This window comes from Kitasatospora sp. NPDC057198 (assembly GCF_042670125.1).
GTDB lineage: Bacteria > Actinomycetota > Actinomycetes > Streptomycetales > Streptomycetaceae > Kitasatospora.
In genome coordinates this window covers 1-3,835 of sequence record NZ_JBHUWH010000619.1, presented here as the reverse complement: position 1 = coordinate 3,835, position 3,835 = coordinate 1, and the positions used below count along the sequence as shown (strand labels likewise).

General features: G+C 72.0%; 3 protein-coding genes, 1 pseudogene and 2 CRISPR repeat arrays. Of the genes and pseudogenes, 2 read left to right on the top strand and 2 right to left on the bottom strand.

Going from position 1 to position 3,835, the window contains the following annotated elements:
• Nucleotides 1-310: pseudogene (locus tag ACFUEL_RS36680) on the bottom strand (hypothetical protein); the annotation flags it as partial.
• Nucleotides 311-424: 114 nt separating this feature from the next.
• Nucleotides 425-636: a CRISPR direct-repeat array (repeat unit 29 nt; unit sequence GGAGCAACCCCCGCGAGCGCGGGGCCGAG).
• 547 nt (nucleotides 637-1,183) lie between these two features.
• Here ACFUEL_RS36680 and ACFUEL_RS36675 point away from each other — a divergent pair.
• Both ACFUEL_RS36675 and galE read left to right on the top strand, forming a co-directional pair.
• Nucleotides 1,184-1,528, top strand: coding sequence for a hypothetical protein (locus ACFUEL_RS36675; RefSeq protein WP_380242065.1), 345 nt, complete (start codon nucleotides 1,184-1,186; stop codon nucleotides 1,526-1,528).
• Between the two features lie 24 nt (nucleotides 1,529-1,552).
• Nucleotides 1,553-1,826: direct repeats of the CRISPR family, unit length 29 nt; unit sequence CCTCGGCCCCGCGCTCGCGGGGGTTGCTC.
• Between the two features lie 203 nt (nucleotides 1,827-2,029).
• The gene (gene galE, locus ACFUEL_RS36670) at nucleotides 2,030-3,043 is read left to right on the top strand and encodes a UDP-glucose 4-epimerase GalE (protein WP_380242063.1); all 1,014 of its coding nucleotides are present in this window, start codon (nucleotides 2,030-2,032) and stop codon (nucleotides 3,041-3,043) included.
• A 70-nt stretch (nucleotides 3,044-3,113) separates the two neighbouring features.
• On the opposite strand, the gene ACFUEL_RS36665 is transcribed toward galE, so the two are convergent.
• Nucleotides 3,114-3,835 (bottom strand): acetyl-CoA C-acyltransferase (locus ACFUEL_RS36665; protein WP_380242061.1); only part of this gene is annotated, 722 nt, incomplete at its 5' end.

The following is a 3,835-nucleotide window of genomic DNA, read 5'->3' as shown; positions in this document are numbered from 1 at the left end:
CCCGCAGGTCGGCCGCGAGCCGCGGAACGGCGTCGCCGGAGGCAGCGGCCACCACCGGCTCCCCCGGACCGGTGCGGTCCAGGCGCCAGACGGCACCGACGGACAGCCAGCGGTACGCGAGCCCGCTCCGGCCGTTCGGCCGGCGGTACGTGAGAGCGAGCAGCAGGGCGAACCGGCCCTCGCTCTCGCTGGGCACGTGCACCGAGGTCACCTTGCCTCCGTGCAGCACGGCCAACTGCCGTCGCAGGGCGGGCAGGTCCGTCGAGGTGCCGGGGTACAGCTCCGGGGCGCAGTCCGTCTGGGTCGTCACCACACACAGTCTCCGGCCGGCACACGCGGGCGTCCAACCGTTATCGGCGCGCCGCGTACGGCTGTTGACGCGGGGTCGGGGGCGGTGGGGCGGCCCGCGGAGCAGCCGCTGTCCGATGGGCTCCCCGCGAGCGCGGGGCCGAGCAGGTGATCGAGGCGCCGAGGTTGAACGCCCAGGAGCAACCCCCGCGAGCGCGGGGCCGAGAGCTCCACCGGCACCGAGGACCCGGCGATCCTCGAGCAACCCCCGCGAGCGCGGGGCCGAGTCGCGCAGCGCCTCCAGCAGTACCAGCGCCTCGGAGCAACCCCCGCGAGCGCGGGGCCGAGGCTTGGTGAGCTGCGATGTTATCGGGTTGGGCGGGCGGAAAGTATCAGTCCGTCGAAATCAACAGGCGTCCAATGGTCTGGGCCGGCAGTACGGGCAGTCCAGCCTTGTTCGTTGAGGTTGACTTGGCCAACGCCGATGCAGCAGCGGAGAGGCCCCAGCTGTTGTCCGTTCAGATGGAGGGGTTGGGTGTCCGCCGGGTCGGACCTCGCGCTGGCCGAGACCGTCGCATGCGGTCTGGCCGTCCGCTGCCCGGGCTGCGGGATCCAGGTCGACAGGCCCGCTCCACGTACTGGCACGCGGTGGACGAAAGCCCTTTGTCCGGGCGCAGGTTGCCAAGACGGCCGTGTATGTATCGATGCTTCTACGCCCACGTCCGTGCGGGCCAAGGACGTTCGTCGAGCAGGAGCCCGCGCCGATAGACTCGTTCGCCACCGTCACTGTCGGCCCCGAGCTCCGGCGAGGTCGGGCCTCGTTCTGCCTCTACTGATCCGTATCCTCACTAGGAGCGACTGACGCAGGCCGCTACGGGCTCGGGAGGGAGACGCAATGAGATCGCCGATCGGGCCGATGCTGCGGTCCTGGCGTGCACAGAAGCAGAACTGGGATCCCGACATCGCCCAGGCGCTGAGCCTTCCTCTGCCCCGACCTGCTCAAGAGCGTGCTCGTGCGCTCATCCAGGAACGGGACTGGGAGGGGGCGATCAGCGAGATCCGCAAGGCGACGGGCTACAACCGACGGGACGTCAGGTGTATCGCATTGGCACTGATGTACGCCTGGAAGATTCCGCACCGCCCTTTCCCGCAGCCCGAAGGCTCGCACCAGATGTCCCACCGACAGCTACGGCCTCGATCGCTCACGGAACTCCGGACCGACAAAAACACCGTCTTCTGACCCACATCACCCCAGCTCACCAAGCCTCGGCCCCGCGCTCGCGGGGGTTGCTCCTGCGCGGTGCCGTTCCCGCCCAGCTCACCGAGCCTCGGCCCCGCGCTCGCGGGGGTTGCTCTGTCGGCTTCCACGACCCAGTGCCCGGCGGCCCCTCGGCCCCGCGCTCGCGGGGGTTGCTCGGCGGGGCCAGGGGTGCGAGTCCCCACCTGCCCCTCGGCCCCGCGCTCGCGGGGGTTGCTCCCAGCCGCTCTGCCGGTACTGCGCCTTGACGTCCTCGGCCCCGCGCTCGCGGGGATTGCTCTGCCATGGCCAAGCCCTCCAGGGCGGCCGCGGTCTCAGCATGGCCCCGGCGCGTTGGTCGCCGGAGACCTCGCCGGAGTTCGGCCCGCTGCCGAATCTGCGTAGCGCTCCGGTGCGTCGTTCCTGGCAGGGCGTGCTGATCGTGTGCGTCTTGGTCGGACTGGCTGCCCGGTGGTGGGCGGTTGTCAGAAGAGGAGCATCCCCGTGAAGATCCTGATCACCGGCGGCGCCGGGTACATCGGAGCCACCGTCGCCTCCGCCCTCCAGGACGAGGGGCACGTCCCCGTGGTCCTGGACGACCTGTCCAAGGGGCGGCGTGAGTTCCTGCACGGCCGGGCCTTCTACCAGGGGGACATCGCCGATCACCAACTGCTCGACCGTGTCTTCGCCGAGCATCCTGACATCCACGCCGTGGTGCACTGCGCCGCGAAGATCGTCGTTCCGAAGTCCGTGGCCGCTCCGCTGCACTACTACCGCGAGAACGTCGGCAAGACCATCGAGCTGCTGGAGGCGCTCCAGCGCAACGGTTGCACCCGGGTGGTCTTCTCCTCCTCGGCCTCCGTCTACGCGCCCGCGCCGGACGCCCGCGTCACCGAGGCCAGCCCTGTGGACGCCTCCAGCCCCTACGCCCGTACCAAGCAGATGATGGAGCAGGTCCTCCAGGACTGGACCCGCGGTGACGGCGCCGATAACCAGCGCGTCATCGTGCTGCGCTACTTCAATCCCGTCGGTGCCGACCCGGAGCTGCGCAGCGGGTTGCAGGACCTCAATCCGACGCACGCGCTGGGCAAGCTCATCGAGGCGTACGAGACCGGTCGGCCGTTCACCGTCACGGGCACCGGCTGGGAGACCCGGGACGGTTCCGGCATCCGCGACTACGTGCACGTCTGGGACCTCGCGGCCGCGCACGTCGCCGCACTGGTGCGCTTCGACGACGCGGTCGCTCCCGGGGCCGAGGAGCGCTACCGGGTCGTCAACGTCGGCACCGGCTCCGGCACCACCGTGCGCGAGCTCGTCGCCGCGTTCCAGGAGGTCGTCGGTCCGATCGACGTGCGCGAGGCCGGGCCGCGCCCCGGGGACGTGATCGGCTGCTACACCACCGGCGACACCGCCCGCACCCTGCTGGGCTGGCGGCCCCGGCTCGGCCTCGCCGACGGCATCCGCGACGCCATGGCCTGGCGCGAGGCGTGGACCGCCCGGCTCGGCAGCACCGGCTGACCCGGCTGACCCGGCTGACCGGCGCGGCCGCGTACGTCGTCCGGCGCCGGGCCGCCCGGCGGCATGAGCGTCAGCGGGGCACCGTGAGCAGCAGCGCGTCGCCCTGGCCGCCGCCGCCGCAGAGCGCGGCTGCGCCGGTGCCGCCGCCGCGCTGCTTGAGGGCGTGGGCGAGGTGGAGCACCAGGCGGGCGCCGGACATGCCGATGGGGTGGCCGAGGGCGAGGGCGCCGCCGTCGGTGTTGACCCGGGTGGAGTCGATTCCGAGGTCCCGCATGGATTGCAGGGCGACGGCGGAGAACGCCTCGTTGATCTCGATCAGGTCGAGGTCGGTGATGTCGAGTCCGGCCTTGTCCAGCAGTCGTCGGATCGCCCGGCTGGGCTGGGAGTGCAGGGAGGTGTCGGGTCCGGCGACGCTGGCGTGCGGGCCGATCTCGGCGAGCCAGTCGAGGCCGAGTTCGGCGGCCTTGCGCTTGCTGGTGACGACGAGTGCGCAGGCGCCGTCGGAGAGCGGCGAGGAGCTGGCGGCGGTGATGGTGCCGTCGGGGTCGAAGGAGGGGGCGAGGCGGGCGAGTTGCTCGGGGGTGCTGTCGGCGCGGACGCCTTCGTCGGTGGTCACCAGCACCGGGTCGCCCTTGCGCCGGGGTACGGGGATCGGGGCGATCTCGGCGTCGAGGCGGCCGGCCCGCTGCGCCTCGGCGGCGCGCCGGTGGGACTGCAGGGCGTAGGCGTCCTGTTCGGCGCGGGTGAGGCCGAGTTCGGGGCCGCGGCGGTCGGTGGCGGTGCCCATCGGGA

What these genes read in the sequence shown, in the direction of transcription:
- ACFUEL_RS36675 (WP_380242065.1), top strand. Translation starts at nt 1,184, where the DNA reads ATGAGATCGCCGATCGGGCCGATGCTGCGGTCCTGGCGTGCACAGAAG.